We start from the raw sequence: 17,019 nt of genomic DNA, 5'->3' as shown, positions 1-17,019 counted from the left end.
GTCCCGACCGGGACCGCCCCCTCTCGCCGCTTCGTCCGAGCTCAGGCGCCCCTGCGGGGGGCCGGCGGCAGTGCGGCCGGGACGTGGCGCATCGTCCCGGTGCCGTGCGGGCCGAGCTGGCCGACGCGCTGCCACGACGACTCCTGGGCGAGCCGGGCGCTGTGGGCGCCCACGCCGTAGGCGCTGTAGGCCCGGCCGCGGGACATGGTCCCGAACCCGGTGAACTCCAGCTCCTCCTCGCCGCTGCGATCCCCCGGCAGCGAGCGGAAGGACCTGACGTACTCGGCGTAGAGCGCGTCGTAGATCGGCGTGGCCGAGGGGCCACCGTGGCGGTGGGAGGAGTCGTATGCGTGCACGTATGTCCAAACGACCCCGGACCGGAAGGGATGCGGCCGGGGCTGCGGTCACCCCCGGTCGGTGATCAGGTCCCCGCCAGCGGCAACGCGGCGGCGACCAGCCGCCCGTGTGCCGCCGCCCTGTCCAGGGCGTCGCGCAGCAGGTCCTCCCGGGGCTGCCGGCCGATCGTCCCGACCGGCGCCGCGTACATCAGCACCTGCTGCTGCTTGTGGGCCGCCGTGCGCCAGCCCTCGGTGACCTGGAGGGGCTGGTGCGCCTGCCACCAGGCCACCGGCCGGCCGCCGTCGGCCCCGGGCTGGAGCACCGCGTGCAGCTGTCCCATGGCGAGCAGCACCGACCAGCCGTGCAGCACGGCGGGGGCGGTGGACAGCGCGACGACCGGCGTGAAGCCCTGCTCGATCAGCAGCGGCAGGAAGTCGTCGCCGGTGCCGGTGGTGCCGGGCCGCACGATGGGCGCGGTCGGTTCGACCACCAGCGCCGGGTGCAGCTCGTCGGCGATCAGGACGAGGCCGCTGGTCACGCCCAGCACCGCCTGCTCGGACACCGGGGCCTGCGGCTGCGGCTGCGGCTGCGGGCGCGCGGAGTCCGCGTTGATGGACCGCACGGCCCCCTGGAGCTGCTCCTCGGTGACCTTGACGACCTGCGAGGGCAGGCAGCCCGCGTGCGCGAAGGCCAGGACGGCGGTCTCGTCCCCGACGAAGAGCACGGTGCTGGTGCGCTCCTGCTCGCAGTCGCCGGGAGTGCGGCAGGACGTGCAGTCGTAGCTGCCCGGGGCGGACTCCCCGGCGAGCAGGCGGTCGGCTTCTTCGTCGCCGATCTCGGCGCGTACGTCGTCGCTGACGTCGAGCATGCGCGGCACGGGTGGCTCCCTCGGATGCGGTGCGTGACCGGACCGGGTGGCTCCCGGCCCGCGGTCCGGGCGGGTCCCCGGCTCATGCTGAAGACAACGGGCGATCCGCGGCGGGAGTCACGCCCCGGGGCGAACGGAATCGAACCGCCCGACGACCTGTCCGAACGGCGGCGTCATCGCTCGTGGACGCTCAAGTGCGTTGCAGCGTAGGGGACTTGTCGGTGCAGAAGCGTGGAGGGTCGTCGGATCGGCAGGTCGACAAATCAGGAAATCGGCGAACGAACCGGGTGCGGAAATCCGGGGCGCCCGCCGGACCGGCAGGGGCGGGCCGCGGCCGGCCGGACGCTCCCTCGCCCGGTCCCGGGCGCCGGCGCCGGGGCGCGGGGAAACTGTGGGTGAGAAGTGTGTTTCCTGTGTCGATATCCGATGGTCGCACGCCCGTTCGGTCCTGCTCCCGGGAAAGGAATTGCGCTCCGCGGTGCGCGGCGATGCCCTTTTCCGTTCGAGAATTCGAGGGGGTGGCGTGCTGCGTCGAAATTGTCGCCCCGGTCTCGAAGAAGTTGCGCGGATGCGTCCGTTCGAGTGAAGGAGTTCGGTCAAAACGCAGGCCGTGGTCCTGTGACAGAAGTGTGACGGTAGGGGCCTCGGTGCCCTGTGTTACGGGCCTGGGCTTCCCCGTCCGTGGAGCAGGGCATAGCGTGGCCGCATGGCACCGATTCCGACACCCCCCACCGAACCCCAGGACAGTCCGGACGCCTACGTGGGCCTCGATTCCGGGGCCGCGGAACGCCTCGCGCGCGAGCGGGGCTGGTCGACGGTGCGGTCGCTGGAGCCCGGGACGGTCATCACCATGGAGTACCGCGTGGGCCGGCTCAACTTCGAGGTGAAGGGCGGCCGCGTGTCCCGCGCCTGGAAGGGCTGACACACGCCGAAGGCCCCGGCCCTCCGGTGCGGAGGGCCGGGGCCTTCGTGCCGCGGGGAGAGGCTGTGCGTACCGGCCCCCGCGGGCCCCGGGGCGGTCAGCCGCCGGACAGGGGCCGTGCCGCCTGGGCCGTGCTGCGCGGGTGGCGGTCGGCGTGCGGCGGACGGCGGGTGCCCGCCGGGGTGACCGGCGTGCGGTCCGAGCGGGCCGTGTGCGGACCCGGGGCCAGGTACACCGGGGCCCGGGTGCGGGACGCGGTGACCGGCTCGCGCGCCGGGGTCCCCTCCCGGCCGCGGAGGGGGTGCGCGAGCACCACCGGGGCGGCGACCGGCTCCCTCGCCGGTGCCCTGCGGCCGCGCCGGGCGGACCACCGGTCCCGCAGGCCGAGGATCCAGACCTCGGTGCGGCCGATCAGCGGCTCGCACCACGGCAGCGCCAGCAGGATCAGCAGGCCCGCCGTCCAGCCGAGGACCACGTCGCTCAGCCAGTGCGTCCCGAGGTAGACGGTGGACATCCCGACCCCGAGCGAGGTGACCGCCGACAGCGCCGACAGCCAGCGCCGCGCCCTCGGCGTCGATGCGAGGTAGGCCAGGATTCCCCAGGTCACGACGGCGTTCGCGGTGTGACCGCTCGGAAATATATCGCCGCCGAGCCACATCTCGTTCGCGCCGATCGTGGTCGCGTAGTGCGGTCCCAGCCGGCCCATGCCGATCTTGGCGGCGCCGACGGTCAGGTTCAGCAGCAGCAGGGAGGCGCCGAGCGCGAGCAGCGGACGCAGGGTGTGCTGGCGCCAGGACCGCCAGCCGAGCCAGGCCGCGACCATCACCGCGGTGGGGCCGCGCTGGCCGAGGACCACGTAGTAGTCGACGAACGCGTGGATCTCCGGCCACTGCTGGTAGGGCCGGAAGAACATGACCTGCCAGTCGAGCCGGACCAGCCACGAGGTGATCAGCACGGCCCACACGATCGCGATATAGAACGCGAGGGTGCCGGAGAACAGCGCAATGCGGTGCCGGCTCATCTCCGGCACATCTAGGTGGGCCGGTCGTTCCGGCTCCCGGTCGAGTCTCGCGAACACCCGGTCCAGACGGGTGAGGTTCCGTTCGGTACGCACCCAATCGACGTTACAGCGAGTGAGGAGTGGACCCGGCCGAATCAACGGCTTTGTGATGACGATGTGATGTGGGATTCCTCTCAGGGAGTGCCTTTTTCCGAGGAATCCGCAATCCGGCCCGGTCGCGGGCTTCAATTACTTTGATCGGTCCGGTCGGCGGTTTTATCGTGCTTATTAATTCGTTAACCGAATGCTGGTACGCAATTTCCCCGCCGCTCATCGGGCGGGCGCGACCGGTCAGGGGGGACCGGAGCCGTTGAGCCAGAACGCGCCGTAACCGGCCGAGAGGACGGCGACGGCCGCCACCACCGGCGCCGACCTGGAGGTCCGCAGCCGGGCCAGGGCCACGGCGAGCGGCAGCAGCAGGGGGAAGGCGGGCAGCAGCAGCCGCGGCTTCGAGCCGAAGTAGCCCGACGCGCCCAGGGCGAGCGCGGTGACGATCCCCGAGTACACCAGCAGGGCGAGCGGCTGGCGCTGCCGCACGCAGACGACGTACAGCCACAGCAGCAGGGCGACCCCGGCGATCAGGCCGACACCCGCCAGGGCCGACGGGAACGACGTGAGCATCCCGCCGGCGAACCGGGCGAAGGACAGGCCGCCGTCGAAGCCGTTGTGCCAGCCGGCCTGGACGTCGAGGTAGCCGAGCGGACCCTGGCCGGTGTGGTGGCCGACCCACAGCACGTACCCGGCGGCGCCCAGGGGCGCGAGCAGCATGCCGCACGCGCGCCGCACGCCCTCGGCGGGGGCGCGAGCCGCGGGAAGGGCGCCGCCCGCGGCGGTGGCGCTCCGGGTTCGCCCGAATGCCACGACGGCGGCCGCCCACACCGCCGCCGTCACCGCGAGCCCCACCGGCCGGGTCAGCCCGGCCAGTGCGGCCAGCGTTCCCGCCGTCACCCACCGTCCCGTGAGCGCCGCGTACAGCGACCAGGCGGCGAGCGCGGTGAACAGTGACTCGCTGTAGGCCATCGACTGCACGATCCCCACCGGAAGCACGGCCCACAGCAGCGCCGCGCAGACCCCGGCCCGGCGGCCGTGGAGATGGTCCGCCACCGCGAAGATCCCCCAGGCCGCCGCCAGTGAGGCGAGCAGGCTGACCACGAAGCCCGCGTCGGCGTACGACAGCGGGAAGACGGCCGCGCCCAGCCGCTCCAGCCAGGGCAGCAGCGGGAAGAAGGCCAGGTCGGAGTGCACGTCGCCGTTGGGCAGGCGCACCTCGTAGCCGTAACCGGGACCGGCGACCCTGGCGTACCAGAGGGAGTCCCAGCGCGCGGTGAGCAGCGTGTACGCGTTCTTGTCGCGTGCGACGCTCCACAGGCCCAGGACGAGCAGGCCCAGGGCGCGGACGGCCGCGTAGCCGAGGAGCGCCGGGGCGGCCCGGCGCAGGGCACCGGCGCGGTCCGCCGCAACGCGTGTTTCAAGATCGGTCACGGGCCCGATTATCCGCCGCGCCCCCGGCGCGTCGGCCGGCCGGGGCGGCCGCCCGGCCGGTGCGGTGGCGCACGCCACACATGTCGTGCGGGATGTGTGAGCCCGGCCACGCGGGTACGGGACGGACTCGCGTACGCTGGCCAGCCACTCGCGTTTCCGTTGCACGGCCCGGAGGCTCCGCTCCTCTCCGGCCGAGCCGCAGGGGAGTCCCCGCCCCGCGCGGCCCGCCGGACGCGAGGGAACATCTTGGAGGTACGTGCATGTCCGGGACGACCACGGCTGCCGCCGCGCTGCGCCGCCGGGCTGCCGGGGCCGGCGCCAACCGCTGGGTGGTCCTCGTCGTCCTCTGCGTCAGCCTGCTGCTCGTCGCCGTCGACGCCACCGTCCTGCACGTGGCGGTCCCCGCCGTCACGGAGGACCTGAGGCCCGGCGCGATAGAGCTGCTCTGGATCGTCGACGTCTATCCCCTCGTCTGCGCCTCGCTGCTGATCCTGTTCGGCACCCTGGGCGACCGTGTCGGCCGCAGACGGATCCTGCTCCTCGGGTACGCGCTCTTCGGCGTCGCCTCCGCACTGGCGGCCCTCGCCGAGGGCGCCCAGGTCCTGGTAGCGGCCCGCGCGCTGCTCGGGGTCGGCGGGGCGATGATCATGCCGGCGACGCTGTCGATCCTGCGCCAGGTCTTCCCCGACCGGCGGGAGAGGGCGCTGGCCATCGGCATCTGGAGTGCCGTGGCCGCGGTCGGCGCGGCGATCGGACCGCTGCTCGGCGGCTTCCTGCTGGAGCACTTCTGGTGGGGGTCGGTCTTCCTCGTCAACATCCCGCTGATGCTGGTCAGCCTGCCGGTGGGGCGGCTGCTGCTGCCCGAGTCGAAGGGCGACGGCACCGGCCCCTGGGACGTCGTCGGCGCGCTCATGGCGGCGGCCGGGCTGTTCGGGGTCGTGCTGGGCGTGAAGCGGCTCGGCGGCGGCGAGCCGGTGGCCAGTGCGGTCACCGTGCTGCCGCTGGTGGCGGGCGCCGCCCTGCTGGCCGGCTTCGTGCGGCGGCAGCGGCGCCGTACGTACCCGCTGGTGGACCTGCGGATGTTCCGGCGGCCCGCGTTCAGTACGTCGGTGGGCTGCATCGTGCTGGCCATGCTGGCGCTGGTGGGGCTGGAGCTGATCGCGGCACAGTACCTGCAACTGGTGCTCGGACTGTCACCGCTGGAGACCGGGCTGCGGCTGCTGCCGCTGACCTTCGCGGCGATGGCGGCGGGCCTGGCGGGCGCGCGCCTGCTGCGGCGGTTCGGGCCGCGCCGGATGGTGTGCGCCGGGTTCTGCCTGACGGCGGGGGCGGTGGTGCTGCTCACGGCGATGGGCCGGGCGGACAACAGCGCGCTGCTGCTCTCCGGGTTCGTCCTGCTCGGCTTCGGCCTGGAGACGACGCTGTTCGGGGCGTACGAGTCGATGCTGAGCGAGGCGCCGCCGGAGCAGTCCGGCGGGGCGGCGGCGATCGGCGAGACGTCGTACCAGTTGGGCGCCGGGATCGGGATCGCGCTCCTGGGCAGCGTGATGAACGCGGCGTACGCGCCCGGGCTGACGGGCGGGGTGCCCGGAGTGCCGGCGTCGGCGTCGTCGTCGGCGGCGCATTCGCTGGGGGAGGCCTACGAGGTCGCCGCGCAGCTCGGGGGGCCGGCGGGAAGCGCGCTGCGGCGGGCCGCGGCGGACGCGTTCGTGCACGGGCTGCACGTGACGTTGCTGGTGAGTGCGGGGTTGTTGCTGCTGGGCGCCGTGATGGCGTTGCGGTTGCCGCGGGCGATGCAGTGCGAGGCGGACGCCGTCGCGGTGCCCGGGCCCCGGGACGCCGTGGAGTCGCGCGTCTCGGTGTGACCGTCGCGGCCCCCCCCGCCCGTCCGCCGGGAGGCGGACGGCGCCCGTGGTGGACGTGCGGGGCGCCGCGCCGTAACGTCGGAACGCAACCGTAACTAGCAGCGCTAGTTTTCACCGTCCCGGAGGGTGTTCCATGGCCTCGTCCTCGAAGTCGCCCGCGTTCGACCCCGCCGATCCCCTCGGCATCGACGACCTGCTGGAGCCGGAGGACCTGGCGGTCCGGGACACCGTGCGGGGCTGGGCCGCCGACCGCGTGCTGCCGCACATCGCGGACTGGTACGAGCGGGGCGAGCTGCCCGGCATCCGGGACCTCGCCCGCGAGCTCGGCTCCATCGGCGCGCTCGGCATGTCGCTGGAGGGCTACGGCTGCGCCGGTGCGACCGCCGTGCAGTACGGGCTGGCCTGTCTGGAGCTGGAGGCGGCCGACTCCGGCATCCGGTCCCTGGTCTCCGTACAGGGCTCCCTCGCCATGTACGCCATCCACCGCTTCGGCAGCGAGGAGCAGAAGCAGGCCTGGCTGCCGCGCATGGCCGCCGGCGAGGTCATCGGCTGCTTCGGGCTGACCGAGCCCGACCACGGCTCCGACCCCGCGAACATGCGCACCCACGCCAAGCGCGACGGTGGGGACTGGGTGCTCAACGGCCGCAAGATGTGGATCACCAACGGTTCGGTGGCCGGCGTCGCCGTCGTCTGGGCGCGGACCGAGGACGGCATCCGCGGCTTCGTCGTGCCCACCGACAGCCCCGGCTTCTCGGCGCCCGAGATCAAGCACAAGTGGTCGCTGCGGGCCAGCGTCACCAGCGAGCTCGTCCTCGACGACGTGCGGCTGCCCGCCGACGCCGTGCTGCCGGAGGTCACCGGGCTGCGCGGACCGCTCAGCTGTCTCTCCCACGCGCGCTACGGCATCGTCTGGGGTGCGATGGGCGCGGCCCGCAGCTCCTTCGAGGCGGCTCGGGAGTACGCGATGTCGCGGGAGCAGTTCGGGCGGCCCATCGGTGGCTTCCAGCTGACCCAGGCCAAGCTCGCCGACATGGCGGTCGAACTGCACAAGGGGATCCTGCTCGCCCACCACCTCGGGCGGCGCATGGACGCCGGCCGCCTGCGTCCGGAGCAGGTCAGCTTCGGCAAGCTCAACAACGTGCGCGAGGCGATCGACATCTGCCGCACGTCCCGCACGATCCTCGGCGCCAACGGGATCTCCCTCGAGTACCCCGTGATGCGGCACGCGACGAATCTGGAATCGGTGCTCACCTACGAGGGCACCGTCGAGATGCACCAGCTCGTGCTGGGCAAGGCGCTCACCGGACTCGACGCCTTCCGGTGAGGCACGGGCGGGGGCGGGGCCGTGGAACGCGGCCCCGCCTCAGCTCTGGTTGAAGAAGCCGTCCGACCGGTGCGCGGCCGGGTCGCCGCTGATCACCTCGGTGTCGGCCGGGCTCAGCAGGAACACCCGGGTGGAGACCCGCTCGATCGAACCCCGCAGGCCGAAGATCAGCCCGGCCGCGAAGTCCACGACGCGCTTGGCGTCGCCGGCCTCCATCGCCGTCAGGTTCATGATCACCGGGACACCCTCCCGGAACAGCTCGCCGATGGCACGCGCGTCCCGGAAGCTGTCCGGGGTGACCGTGCCGATGCGGCGGCCTCTCTCCTCGGCGACGTCCGAGGCCACCTTCACCCGCGGGTCCGTGACCCAGGCGTCCGGGGACTCGGTGCCCTCGGAGTAGTCGTCGTCGTAGTAGCGCTCGTCATCGTTGTCGTCGACGAGGCCGAGCCACGCACTCGCCTTGCGTACCGATCCCATGGACGCCTCCTCTCACAGCGGTCTTTCGTGCTTTCCGCATCCCTATGGTCATCCATGATGCGGACGTCGCGCCAAGTGGATAGACGCCGCGCGGGGGGTTTGTGACGGTACTGGTGCACAGCGGATCCGTCGAGAGTCCGTGTGTCCCAAGGGCCGTTTCCCAAACGGACGCTGACCGTGAGTGAAATATGATTCTTCCCGGCGGACGGGTGAGCGGGGGTGCGTACGGGTGAACCCGGCTGCCGGTACGATGCCGCAGCTCAGCGTGTCGTACGAACCAACGGGGGAGTGTCGTGTTCGGAATCGTCAGGCCATGCAGGCATCGGCTGGGAGAGAGCCTCACCAGTCAGTGGATGGCGCATCTGTGCGGGCTGTGCCTCGCGCTGCGCAAGGACCACGGACAGTTCGCGCGCATCGTGACGAACTATGACGGGCTGCTCATATCGGTGTTGACGGAGGCTCAGGCCGACCGGGGCGGCGCGGGCGCCGGCCGGCGAACGGCGGGACCGTGCCCGCTGCGCGGGATGCGTACCGCGTCGGTCGCGCACGGTGAGGGCGCCCGGCTCGCGGCGGCCGTCTCCCTGGTGCTGGCCTCGGCCAAGGTGCGCGACCATGTCGCCGACGGGGACGGACTGCTGGCCCGGCGGCCGGTGGCCCGCGCCGCCCGCCGGGTCGCCGCCGGCTGGGACGCGGCCGGCCACCGCGGTGGCGGTGCCCTCGGGTTCGACACCACCGTCCTGGTCGACGCCGTGGACCGGCAGGTCGGCCTCGAGGTGCTCGCGGGGCCCGGGACGCCTCTCCTCACGGTCACCGAGCCGACCGAGACCGCGACCGCGGCGGCCTTCGCCCACACCGCCCACCTCGCCGGACGTCCGGGCAACGCCGTGCCGCTCGCCGAGGCGGGGCGCCTGTTCGGACGGCTGGCCCACCTCCTGGACGCCGTGGAGGACCAGGAGGCCGACGCCGCGTCGGGCGCCTGGAACCCGCTCACCGCCACCGGCACCCCGCGCACGGAGGCCCGCCGGCTGGCCGACGACGCCGTGCACGGGATACGGCTGGCGCTGCGCGAGGCCGAGTTCACCGACGGCAGGCTCGTGCACCGGCTGCTGGTGCACGAGTTGGGCACCTCCGTCGACCGCGCCTTCGGCACCCCCTCCTGCGCTCACGGCAGCCACCCCTACGCGCCGCCCGGCGCCCCGGGCGGCCCCGGTGCGCCGATGCCGCCGGAGCCACCGCGCCGCGACCGGCGGGGCCTGCTCGCGGGGTGCGCCGTGTGGCTGGGGCTGGCCTGCACGTGCCAGATGTGCTGCGGCACGTTCGAGGACCCCTGGAGCAGGCAGCGCAGGGAAGGGCTGTTCCAGAGCTGCGGTGACTGCTGCGACTGTTGTGACTGCTGCAGCAACTGCGGCAACTGCTGCGGCGACGGATGCTGCTGCGACGGCTGCGGCTGCGACTGCTGAGAGGCCGTCAGTCCTTCAGCTCGGGGGGCGAGATCTCGGACCGGGCGATCGCCGACTGCGTCGTCCCCCACTTCCTCAGGATCCTGTCGTACGTGCCGTCGGCGATGAGCCCGTTCACCGCGGCCTGGAGGGCGGGCGCCAGCCTCGACCCCTTCTTCAGGGCGAAGCCGACGTCCAGGCGGTGGAACTCGTTCAGGAACTTCAGGCCCCGCTGGTGGGCGACCGCGTAGCGCAGGCCGTTGATCGTGGACATCACGACGTCGCTGCGGCCCTGCTGGAGTGACGACCACAGGGCGCCGGGCTCGCTGTAGGTCTGCACTTCGTAGGCGTCCTTCCCGGCGTCCGCGCACCGGTGCCTGTTCTCCTCCAGGGTGGCCTCGAAGGTGGTGCCGGCGCCGGTCGCCACCTTGAGCCCGCACAGCTGCGCGAGGTCGGTGACCTCGGACAGGTCGCTGTCCTCGCGCGCGGCGAAGCCCTGGCCGTCGTTGATGTACGTGACGAAGTCGATGGCCCCGCGCCGCTCCTCGGTCACACCGAAGTTGGCGGCGCCGACGTCGTACTTGCCGCTGTCCAGAGCGGGCAGGATCGCCTCGAAGGACGCCTGCCGCGTGGTGAGGCGGACGCCGAGTGCGCGCGCGACGGCGTGCGCGAAGTCGACGTCCTGGCCGGTCAGCGTCTTGCCGTCGGTCAGGTAGGTGGTGCCGGGCGGGGTGCCGCCGACGCTGACGGCGACGGTGACGTCCTCGGTGCCGGGCGGCAGCAGCCTCACGGCGGCCGCGTTCTCCCGGACGCCGGAGACGACGTCCGTGGTGGGGACCGCGTCGGAGCCGGCCGCCGCGCCCCCGACGTTCCCGGCGGGATCGCCGGATCCGCACGCGGTCAGGAGCAGGGCCGCCGAGGCGATCAGGGCAAAGGGTGCAAGAAGCCTTTTTCGGGCACGCGTGGGCGTACGCATGGTCAGTCGTCTCCTGGGAGCGGAAGAAAAGGCAGGGGGCGGCACGAGGGGAGGGGCGCGCGTGAGAAGGCGGAGAAGAAGGCGCGGGAAACCCGGGAAGGCCCGACGGGGCCGGGCGATCAGGGCAGGCAGGGGGGTCGGCTCAACAGGAACAGGACCACACTCGACCGAAGTCGATGTGGGAGCGCGTGACCAGCCACTGCTGCGGATGCATGGGCCAAGTGGAACAGGCATCCGGTTCCCCGTCAACGACTTGAGACGCACGGCTCACAGTGTGGACAGCCTTGACAGCGGCCCGAATTGGCCCCGTAGTCTCGGCGCACGGCTCTGCTGAGGGGCTCGGCCGTGTGAAGGCACCACCCACCGTGTCCGACCGACTCGATGTCACGGAGCCTTCGCATGTCCTCCGACACCCTCGCCCAACCCGCCGCCGTACCGGACGCCCCGGACGAGGCGGACGTCCCGCGGATCGTTCCGCAACGCCGCCTCGGCCAGTGGGCCGCCGCCGTCGCCGTCCTCGCCCTCCTCGGACTGGCCGTCGACTCCGTCCTGCGCAACGACGCCTTCCAGTGGGACGTCGTCGCCGCCTACTTCACCTCCGACGCCGTCCTGCGCGGCCTGTGGCTCACCCTCTGGCTGACCGCGGTCGTCATGGTCCTCGGCTTCGCGCTCGGCACGCTGCTCGCCGCGTTCCGGCTCTCCGCCAACCCCGTGCTGCGCGCGGTGAGCTGGGGCTACGTGTGGCTGTTCCGGTCGATACCGATCCTGGTGCAGCTCCTGCTGTGGTTCAACATCGGCGCCCTCTACCCGCGGATCCTCGGCGTGCGGACCGTCGACCTGTTCGGACCGGTCACCGTCGCGATCATCGGCCTGACCCTGCACGAGGCCGCGTACGCCGCCGAGGTGGTGCGCGGCGGCATCCTCTCCGTGGACCGGGGCCAGATCGAGGCCGCGCAGGCCCTCGGTCTCGGCCGGTGGCGCCGGTGGCGGCGGATCGTGCTCCCGCAGGCGATGCGCTCCATCGTGCCGCCGGCCGGCAACATGCTGATCGGCACCCTCAAGGGCACGTCCATCGTCAGCGTCATCGCCGTCCAGGACCTGCTCTACTCGGTCCAGCTCGTCTACCACCGCACCTACCAGGTCATCCCCCTGCTGATGGTGGCCACCGTCTGGTACACCGTCGTCACCTCCGTCCTGGGCGTCGGCCAGTACTACGTCGAGAGGCACTACGCGCGCGGCTCGGAGCACACCCGATGACCCGGCCCGCACTGGTGATCGTCGGCGCCGGACCGCGCGGCACCGGCCTGCTGGAGCGCATCGCCGCCAACGCGCCCGAGCTGTACGGCGACACCGGCCTCGACATCCACCTCGTGGACCCGCATCCGCCGGGCGCCGGACGCGTCTGGCGCGAGGAGCAGTCGCCGCTGCTGTGGATGAACTCGCACGCCGAGGACGTCACCATGTTCACCGACGAGACGGTGGAGATGGCCGGACCCGTACGTCCCGGCCCCACACTGCACGAGTGGGCGGGCCTCGACGGCCGCGCCTTCGCCGGCCGCCGGGTGCAGGGCGCGTACCTGCGCTGGGCGTACCAGCGTGCCGTGGCCGGCCTGCCGCCGGGCTTCGTCGTGTACCACCACGCCCGGCGTGCGCTGCGGGTCGACGGCCCGCGCGAGGGGCGCCAGCGGGTGTGGCTCCAGGGCCGGACCCTCCCCCTCCTCGCCGACCTGGTCGTCCTCACCCTCGGCCACCTCGACGCCGAACCCGACGACGAGCAGCGGGACCTGGCGGCGTACGCCCGCGCCCACGACCTGGTCCACCTCCCGCCGGACTTCACCGCCGACAGTGACCTGTCCGCCCTGCGCCCCGGCGAACCCGTCCTCGTCCGCGGCTTCGGGCTGGCCTTCGTCGACCTGATGGTGCTGCTGACCGAGGGCAGGGGCGGACGGTACGACGGCGACACGTACGTGCCGTCCGGGCGGGAGCCGGTACTGCACGTCGGCTCGCGGCGCGGCGTGCCGTACCACGCGAAGATCGGCTACGACTGGACGGGCGACCGGCCCCCGCTGCCGCGGTTCTTCGGGCCCCCCGAGGTCGACGCGCTGCTGGCCCGGCCGGAGGGCTTCGACTTCCGGCGGGACGTGTGGCCGCTGATCGAGAAGGAGCTCGGCTTCGCCCACTACCACCGGCTGTTCACCGCCCATCCCGGGCGGGTGACCCTCGAACGGTCCGCCTTCGAGGCCCGGTACGCCGCCGCGGACCCCGCCGAACGCGCCCGCCTGGTCGCCGCCGCCGTGCCCGACCCCGCCGACCGGCTCGACCTCACCGCCCTCGACCGCCCACTGGACGGGGTGCGGCACGGCACGCACGACGAGCTCCAGGAGGACCTGCGCCGGTACGTCGGGGACGACCTGCGGCGCCGTCACGACCCGGAGCACAGCCCCGACCTGGCGGTCTTCCTCGCCCTGCTCTCCGTCTACGGGCAACTGGTACGGCTCGGCGACGTCGGCGGCTGGTGGCACGGCTTCTTCAGCTACCTCGCCTCCGGCCCGCCCGCCCCCAGGCTGCGGCAACTGCTCGCGCTGTCCCGGGCCGGCGTGGTGCGCTTCCTGGGCGCCGGCATGACCGTCACCGCCCGGGACGGCGTGTTCCGGGCGTCCGGCGCGAGCGTGCCGGACGCCGTGGTCGAGGCCCGGGCACTGGTCGAGGCGCGGCTGCCGCACCCCACCGTCGAGCGGGCCCGCGATCCACTGCTGCGCGCGCTGCACGCCGACGGGGCCGCCGCCACCCCCGACGGGCTGCTGGCCGTGGACCGCTTTGACGGGCGGGTTCTGGAGCGGTCCGGCCGGCCGCACCCGAGGCGGTTCGCGCTCGGCCCGCACACCGACGCGCGCGGTTCCGGCGCGTTCACCCGGCCCCGCACCGGCGGAGTGGCGTTCCGGCAGAACGACGCCACCGCGCGTGCCGTGCTGGCCTTCCTGCACACCCCCACCGGTCCCGCGGCGGATGCCCGCCCCCGGCTCGAGGAGTCCACGCGATGAGCGTCATGGTCGACATCAGGTCCGTCCACAAGAGCTTCGGCGACCTGGAGGTGCTCAAGGGCATCGACCTCACCGTGCGCGGCGGCGAGGTCACCGTGATCCTCGGACCGTCCGGCTCCGGCAAGTCCACGCTGCTGCGCACCGTCAACCACCTGGAGAAGGCCGACCGGGGCGCGGTCAGCGTGGACGGCGCCCTGATCGGGTACCGGCGCGCCGGCGACCGGCTGCGCGAGCTGCCCGAGCGCGAGGTGCTCAGGCAGCGCACCCGGATCGGCTTCGTCTTCCAGAACTTCCACCTCTTCCCGCACCTCACGGTCCTGGAGAACATCACCGAGGCGCCGGTCTCCGCGCTGAAACGGCCCCGCCGCGAGGCCGCCGGGGCCGCGCGCCGCCTGCTGGACCGGGTGGGTCTCGCCGACAAGGCGGACGCCTACCCCCGGCACCTGTCGGGCGGTCAGCAGCAGCGGGTGGCCATCGCGCGGGCGCTGGCCCTGGAGCCGAAGCTGCTCCTGTTCGACGAACCGACGTCGGCGCTCGACCCCGAACTGGTCGGAGAGGTCCTCGAGGTCATCGGGGACCTGGCGCGGCAGGGCACCACCATGATCGTCGTCACGCACGAGATCGGCTTCGCCCGCGAGGTCGCCGACACCGTGGTGTTCATGGACGACGGCCGCATCGTCGAGCAGGGCCCGCCCGGCGAGGTGCTGGACCGCCCGCGGCACGCGCGCACCCGGGCGTTCCTCTCCAAGGTGCTCTGACCGCCGCTCTCCGCCTCCCGACCGGACCACTGGCATCCGCTTGCCGGAAAGGGTTCTTCCGCATGACCTCATCCCACGGCCGGCGCCGGCTGCACCTGGCCGCCGCCCTCGACCAGCGGTCGGTGTACGACGCCGGCTCCTACGTGGACGCGGCGCGGCTCGCCGAACGCGGCGCGCTCGACTTCGTGACCCTGGACGACGACTTCGCCCGCCCCGGGCCCGACGCGCTCGCCGTGCTGTCCCGCGTCGCACCCGCCACACGGCGCCTCGGTCTGGTCCCCACCGTCACCACCACGCACACCGACCCCTTCGACGTGCAGGCCGCCGTGGCGACCCTCGACTGGGTCAGCGGCGGCCGGGCCGGCTGGCGGATCGGGGTGTCGGCCACCGAGGGCGAGGCCCGCCTCTTCGGCCGTCACCCCGCCGCACCCGCCGGCGTCCTGTGGGAGAAGGCCGGCGAGGCGGCCGACGTGGCGGCGCGGCTGTGGGACAGCCGGGAGGACGGCGCCGGCATCCGGGACATGGCCACCGGCCGCTCCGCGCACCGGGACCGACTGCACCGCGTCGACTTCACCGGCACCCACTTCTCGGTCGGCGGGCCCTCCGCCGTGCCGCGCCCCCCGCAGGGCCACCCCGTCCGGGTCGTCGACGCCACCCGGCAGCCCGCCCGGGCGGTCGCCGCCCGGTACGCCGACGTGGCCCTCGTCCGCACCGCGCGTCCCGCCGAGGCCGCCGCCGCGCGGGCCGGGCTGCGGGCCTCGGCGGCCGCCCACGGCCGCGACCCCGACACCCTGCGCGTCCTCGCCGCCCTGGACGTCGACCTCGGGGGCGGCGAGTACGCGGCCGAACCCGGCCACGGCGGGGGCGGGCCCCGGCCCACCCCGCGCGGCCCGCTGTACCGCGGCGGCCCCGTCGACCTGGCGGAACTCATCGCCGCCTGGCACCGGGAGGGCACCGTCGACGGCTTCCACCTCGCCCCGGCCGAGCCGCGCCGCGACCTGGAACGCCTCGTCAACGGCACCGTCCCCCTGCTCCAGCACCGGGGCCTGTTCCGCACCTTCTACCCGGGCAGCACGCTCCGGGACCACCTGGGCCTGAAGCGGCCCGCCAACCGGTACGCCGCCCCGGCCGCGGCAGGAGGAGCGTCATGACCGCACGGAGGGCGATGCACCTCGCCGTCCACGTCCCCGGCCCCGGCGACAGCACCGTCCGGGCCGACCCGCGCTCGGCCTCCCGGATCGAGTTCGCCCCCTTCGAGCACCTCGCCCGTACCGCCGAACGCGGTCTGTTCGACTTCCTCCTCCTGGCCGACGGGCCGCGGCCGCCCGAGCACCGGGGCCGCGTCGACGACCTGGACGTGGCCGGCCGCCCCGAGCCCCTGACCGTGCTGAACGCGCTCGCCGCCGTCACCGGACGCCTGGGCCTGGCCGCCACGGTCGACGCCGGCTGCCACGAGCCCTTCGAACTCGCCCGCCGGCTCGCCACCCTGGACCACCTGAGCGGCGGCCGGGGGGCCTGGCACGCGGTGACCTCCTGCGACGCCCTCACCGGCGGGAACGTCCGGCGCGGCGGCCCCGACCGGGCCGACGGGCACACCCGCGCCGCGGAGTTCGTGGCCGCCGCACGGGAGCTGTGGGACTCCTGGGCCCCGGACGGCACGCCTCGTCCCTTCGCCCATCACGGGCGGCACTTCGACATCGCGGGCGAGTTCACCCTGCCGCGCTCCCCGCAGGGGCGCCCGGTGGTGATCCAGGCGGACGGCTCCGACGAGGGCCGGGAGTCCGCCGCGTCCTGCGCCGACGTGGTCCTCGCGCGGCACGGCACCCCGGAGGCGGGCCGGGCCTTCTACGCCGACGTCAAACGGCGCCTGGCGAGGTACGGCCGGAGCCCGGACGACCTCAGGATCATGTCCGGTGTCACCGTCGTCCTCGGGGACACCGCCGCCGAGGCGCGGCAGCGGGCCGAGGAGATCCGGTGGCAGCGGGTCTCCCCGCGGACCGCGAGCGTGACGCCGGAGCGGATCCGCGGCGTCGCCCCGTCCGCGTACGGCCCCGACGGGCCGCCCGGCACCGACCCGGTGCCGGACCCGCGGCTCGGCCGGGGGCGGGCCCGGCAGGGCGACGGCACGGCGATCGCCGAGAGGCGGCGGGCGCCGGCGCGGGAGAAGGGGCCGTCCGTCCGGCCGTCCGTCCGGCCGTCCGTCCGGCAGTCCGTGACCGGGGCGGACGCCCGGCAGTTCCTGGCCGGCACCCCCGGGGCGGTCGCCGCCGAACTGGAGGCGCTCGTGGCGGGGGACGCCGCCGACGGCTTCGTCCTCGTGCCGCACCCGGCCCCCGGCGGACTCGACGAGTTCGTGGACCGGGTGGTGCCGTTGCTCCAGGAGCGCGGCGCGTTCCGTACCGCGTACGAGGGCGGCACCCTGCGGTCGCACCTCGGTCTGGCCGAGCCGGTCTGGAAGGGTTGATCCC

At 73.9% G+C, this 17,019-nt stretch carries 15 protein-coding genes; 9 read left to right on the top strand and 6 right to left on the bottom strand.

Annotated features, from left to right (window positions below):
• Positions 1-41: 41 nt before the first annotated feature.
• A complete protein-coding gene (locus ACFWJB_RS28690; RefSeq protein WP_385467996.1) occupies positions 42-356 on the bottom strand; it encodes a hypothetical protein in 315 nt (104 codons plus the stop codon).
• 65 nt (positions 357-421) lie between these two features.
• Entirely contained in the window at positions 422-1,216 is a 795-nt protein-coding gene (locus tag ACFWJB_RS28685) for a hypothetical protein (RefSeq protein ID WP_386925789.1), read from the bottom strand.
• Between the two features lie 697 nt (positions 1,217-1,913).
• On the opposite strand from ACFWJB_RS28685, the gene ACFWJB_RS28680 reads away from it, so the two are divergent.
• Positions 1,914-2,129, top strand: a complete 216-nt coding sequence (locus ACFWJB_RS28680) for an I78 family peptidase inhibitor (RefSeq protein WP_385467991.1) — start codon at positions 1,914-1,916, stop codon at positions 2,127-2,129.
• Between the two features lie 97 nt (positions 2,130-2,226).
• Here ACFWJB_RS28680 and ACFWJB_RS28675 read toward each other — a convergent pair whose 3' ends face one another.
• Both ACFWJB_RS28675 and ACFWJB_RS28670 read right to left on the bottom strand, forming a co-directional pair.
• Positions 2,227-3,243 (bottom strand): phosphatase PAP2 family protein, encoded by a 1,017-nt coding sequence (locus ACFWJB_RS28675; protein WP_385467988.1) that lies wholly within the window; start codon positions 3,241-3,243, stop codon positions 2,227-2,229.
• A 237-nt stretch (positions 3,244-3,480) separates the two neighbouring features.
• The gene (locus tag ACFWJB_RS28670; protein WP_386925786.1) at positions 3,481-4,671 is read right to left on the bottom strand and encodes a glycosyltransferase family 39 protein; all 1,191 of its coding nucleotides are present in this window, start codon (positions 4,669-4,671) and stop codon (positions 3,481-3,483) included.
• Between the two features lie 260 nt (positions 4,672-4,931).
• Here ACFWJB_RS28670 and ACFWJB_RS28665 point away from each other — a divergent pair, with 260 nt between their 5' ends.
• Both ACFWJB_RS28665 and ACFWJB_RS28660 read left to right on the top strand, forming a co-directional pair.
• Entirely contained in the window at positions 4,932-6,536 is a 1,605-nt protein-coding gene (locus ACFWJB_RS28665) for an MFS transporter (protein ID WP_386925784.1), read from the top strand.
• 133 nt (positions 6,537-6,669) lie between these two features.
• Positions 6,670-7,860 carry an acyl-CoA dehydrogenase family protein gene (locus ACFWJB_RS28660; protein WP_385467979.1) on the top strand — a complete coding sequence of 397 codons (1,191 nt, stop codon included), beginning with the start codon at positions 6,670-6,672 and terminating at the stop codon, positions 7,858-7,860.
• Positions 7,861-7,899: 39 nt separating this feature from the next.
• Here ACFWJB_RS28660 and ACFWJB_RS28655 read toward each other — a convergent pair whose 3' ends face one another.
• Positions 7,900-8,337, bottom strand: a complete 438-nt coding sequence (locus ACFWJB_RS28655) for a cell division protein SepF (RefSeq protein WP_385467977.1) — start codon at positions 8,335-8,337, stop codon at positions 7,900-7,902.
• A gap of 293 nt (positions 8,338-8,630) precedes the next feature.
• Between ACFWJB_RS28655 and ACFWJB_RS28650 the strand changes: the two genes are divergently transcribed.
• A complete protein-coding gene (locus ACFWJB_RS28650) occupies positions 8,631-9,797 on the top strand; it encodes a DUF5685 family protein (RefSeq protein ID WP_386925781.1) in 1,167 nt (388 codons plus the stop codon).
• Between the two features lie 7 nt (positions 9,798-9,804).
• On the opposite strand, the gene ACFWJB_RS28645 is transcribed toward ACFWJB_RS28650, so the two are convergent.
• Positions 9,805-10,752, bottom strand: coding sequence for an ABC transporter substrate-binding protein (locus ACFWJB_RS28645; RefSeq protein ID WP_386925779.1), 948 nt, complete (start codon positions 10,750-10,752; stop codon positions 9,805-9,807).
• A 399-nt stretch (positions 10,753-11,151) separates the two neighbouring features.
• Here ACFWJB_RS28645 and ACFWJB_RS28640 point away from each other — a divergent pair, with 399 nt between their 5' ends.
• The 5 genes from ACFWJB_RS28640 (at position 11,152) to ACFWJB_RS28620 (ending at position 17,015) form a co-directional block, all read left to right on the top strand.
• Complete coding sequence (locus tag ACFWJB_RS28640; protein ID WP_386925777.1) at positions 11,152-12,009, top strand: amino acid ABC transporter permease; 858 nt, start codon at positions 11,152-11,154, stop codon at positions 12,007-12,009.
• Positions 12,006-13,793, top strand: a complete 1,788-nt coding sequence (locus ACFWJB_RS28635) for an FAD/NAD(P)-binding protein (RefSeq protein WP_386925775.1) — start codon at positions 12,006-12,008, stop codon at positions 13,791-13,793. The genes ACFWJB_RS28640 and ACFWJB_RS28635 overlap by 4 nt, the downstream gene beginning before the upstream one ends.
• Positions 13,790-14,551, top strand: a complete 762-nt coding sequence (locus ACFWJB_RS28630) for an amino acid ABC transporter ATP-binding protein (RefSeq protein ID WP_385467963.1) — start codon at positions 13,790-13,792, stop codon at positions 14,549-14,551. Before ACFWJB_RS28635 ends, ACFWJB_RS28630 begins: the two co-directional genes overlap by 4 nt.
• Positions 14,552-14,613: 62 nt before the next feature.
• Positions 14,614-15,702: an LLM class flavin-dependent oxidoreductase gene (locus tag ACFWJB_RS28625; RefSeq protein WP_385467960.1), complete on the top strand. Its 1,089-nt coding sequence runs from the start codon at positions 14,614-14,616 to the stop codon at positions 15,700-15,702.
• Positions 15,699-17,015 (top strand): NtaA/DmoA family FMN-dependent monooxygenase, encoded by a 1,317-nt coding sequence (locus ACFWJB_RS28620; protein WP_386925772.1) that lies wholly within the window; start codon positions 15,699-15,701, stop codon positions 17,013-17,015. The genes ACFWJB_RS28625 and ACFWJB_RS28620 overlap by 4 nt, the downstream gene beginning before the upstream one ends.
• The last annotated feature ends 4 nt before the right edge of the window (positions 17,016-17,019 follow it).

The sequence above is a fragment of the Streptomyces sp. NPDC127100 genome, from assembly GCF_042724095.1.
Taxonomy (GTDB): domain Bacteria; phylum Actinomycetota; class Actinomycetes; order Streptomycetales; family Streptomycetaceae; genus Streptomyces.
Note: the sequence above shows the minus strand (reverse complement) of the source record. Positions and strands in the feature narration are given on the sequence as shown.

Coding starts and splice junctions, on each gene's coding strand:
- ACFWJB_RS28645 (WP_386925779.1), bottom strand. CDS start 10,752: ATGCGTACGCCCACGCGTGCCCGAAAAAGGCTTCTTGCACCCTTTGCC.
- ACFWJB_RS28625 (WP_385467960.1), top strand. CDS start 14,614: ATGACCTCATCCCACGGCCGGCGCCGGCTGCACCTGGCCGCCGCCCTC.
- ACFWJB_RS28680 (WP_385467991.1), top strand. CDS start 1,914: ATGGCACCGATTCCGACACCCCCCACCGAACCCCAGGACAGTCCGGAC.
- ACFWJB_RS28630 (WP_385467963.1), top strand. CDS start 13,790: ATGAGCGTCATGGTCGACATCAGGTCCGTCCACAAGAGCTTCGGCGAC.
- ACFWJB_RS28620 (WP_386925772.1), top strand. CDS start 15,699: ATGACCGCACGGAGGGCGATGCACCTCGCCGTCCACGTCCCCGGCCCC.
- ACFWJB_RS28660 (WP_385467979.1), top strand. CDS start 6,670: ATGGCCTCGTCCTCGAAGTCGCCCGCGTTCGACCCCGCCGATCCCCTC.
- ACFWJB_RS28640 (WP_386925777.1), top strand. CDS start 11,152: ATGTCCTCCGACACCCTCGCCCAACCCGCCGCCGTACCGGACGCCCCG.
- ACFWJB_RS28665 (WP_386925784.1), top strand. CDS start 4,932: ATGTCCGGGACGACCACGGCTGCCGCCGCGCTGCGCCGCCGGGCTGCC.
- ACFWJB_RS28655 (WP_385467977.1), bottom strand. CDS start 8,337: ATGGGATCGGTACGCAAGGCGAGTGCGTGGCTCGGCCTCGTCGACGAC.
- ACFWJB_RS28635 (WP_386925775.1), top strand. CDS start 12,006: ATGACCCGGCCCGCACTGGTGATCGTCGGCGCCGGACCGCGCGGCACC.